This is a genomic window from Streptomyces sp. URMC 124 (assembly GCF_051386455.1).
Classification (GTDB): domain Bacteria; phylum Actinomycetota; class Actinomycetes; order Streptomycetales; family Streptomycetaceae; genus Streptomyces.
Genome location: NZ_JBPQTS010000460.1, coordinates 1 through 274 on the forward strand (window position 1 = coordinate 1; position 274 = coordinate 274).

A 274-nucleotide genomic window follows, 5' to 3' on the forward strand; every position below is an offset into this window, starting at 1 on the left:
TCATATCGCTGATCAAGGACACGTCCCTGGCCATCATCATTTCGCTGCCGGAGCTGATGCGAAACGTAAAGATTCTAAGCGGGTCCAGCTTCTCTTATGTCATTCCGGCGCTTGTATTTGCGTCCCTGCTCTACTTCACCTTGAATTATTCGCTGTCGCTCGTTGCTAAACGGCTCGAGGCCAGACAGATATAAGGAGACGAAGATCCAGGATGCTTGCTCCGATGAAGCCTCGAAGGGCGGAGCTTCGTAAACCGCGAGGCTGCTTCTGGAAC

Annotated in this window: 1 pseudogene; it reads left to right on the plus strand. The window is 52.6% G+C overall.

Annotation, left to right across the window (positions count from 1 at the left end):
- Window positions 1-194: pseudogene (locus ACSNOG_RS33335) on the plus strand (hypothetical protein); the annotation flags it as partial.
- Between the last annotated feature and the right edge of the window lie 80 nt (window positions 195-274).